1 protein-coding gene is annotated in these 1,029 nt (G+C 66.3%); it reads right to left on the bottom strand.

Annotated elements, in window-relative coordinates; translation table 11 throughout:
- Window positions 1–263: 263 nt before the first annotated feature.
- Window positions 264–803 carry a DinB family protein gene (locus DLJ59_RS00040; protein ID WP_244235746.1) on the bottom strand — a complete coding sequence of 180 codons (540 nt, stop codon included), beginning with the start codon at window positions 801–803 and terminating at the stop codon, window positions 264–266.
- Window positions 804–1,029: the final 226 nt, after the last annotated feature.

Genomic DNA, 1,029 nt, shown 5'->3' with positions numbered 1-1,029 from the left:
GCCCCACCCCGGTCCGATCACGACCCGAGCAGCCTCACCCTCAGTCACCCACTGGCGACGGACACACGGTGCGCACCTCTGCAAGATCAGCTGTACCTAGCTCTGCACTCCAACGAGTACCCCGACACACGGGTGTCCGTCGTGATCGTCACCCAGTTTGTCACTCACTGGCTCCGGGCCGCCCCGGTTCTGCTTCACCGCCGTTCCTCACGGTGAGGTTGCATCCTGACGGCGGTCCTTGAGCTGACCCACCGCCCGGTGGGTCACACGCCGGTTCGCCCGTCGATGCACTCGCGCAGGAGGTCGGCGTGGCCAGCGTGCCGCGCATACTCCTCGATCACGTGGACAAGCACGTCGCGCGTGGCGTGGCTGCCACCGTCGACCGGCACCTCGCGGCCCAGGTCGGCCTCCTCGAGGGCGTCGAGCCATTCGTCCGCCTTGGCGATCTCGGCCTTCCAGGTTGCAAAGGCGTCCTTCACCACCGCTGGGTCGAGGACCGCGCCCCCGAAGTCCCAATCCGGGTCGTCCTCGCGCTTGTCAAGGCGCGGTGCGTCGGTCCGCCCTTGCAGCACACGCTGGAACCAGTGGTTCTCCATCTGAGCCAGATGGCGGACCAGGCCGAGCAAGCTCAGGGTGCTGGGCGGTACCGAGCGCCGGCCGAGCTGCTCGGCATCCAGCCCATCGCACTTCATCTCTATGGTCAGACGGTAGTTACCGAGGTACTCCCGGTAGGTCGCCTTTTCGCCGACGGGCTGACCGAAGATCCTGGGGTCGTCCTCGGGAGCGGTCCACAGTTTGCTCACGGCGCCACCCAATCGCGGGCGGACCGCACCAGTCAAGCGAGTTGCCGTGCCGCCACTTCGACGGCCATCAGGAGCATTCGATCGCCGCTCGCTCATCGGCTAGTACGACAGCCGCCATTCGTGATCATGGTGGGAATTCGAGGTTGAGGCGGCGGGCGTAGTGGGCTCGTTTGGCGCATGCTTGGTGTCGGCGTCGCCAGTTTGACCAGCGCAAACGGTAGGCGAT

This window comes from Micromonospora inaquosa (assembly GCF_003857055.1).
GTDB lineage: Bacteria > Actinomycetota > Actinomycetes > Mycobacteriales > Micromonosporaceae > Micromonospora > Micromonospora inaquosa.
This window is presented reverse-complemented; position numbering and strand designations above follow the sequence as displayed.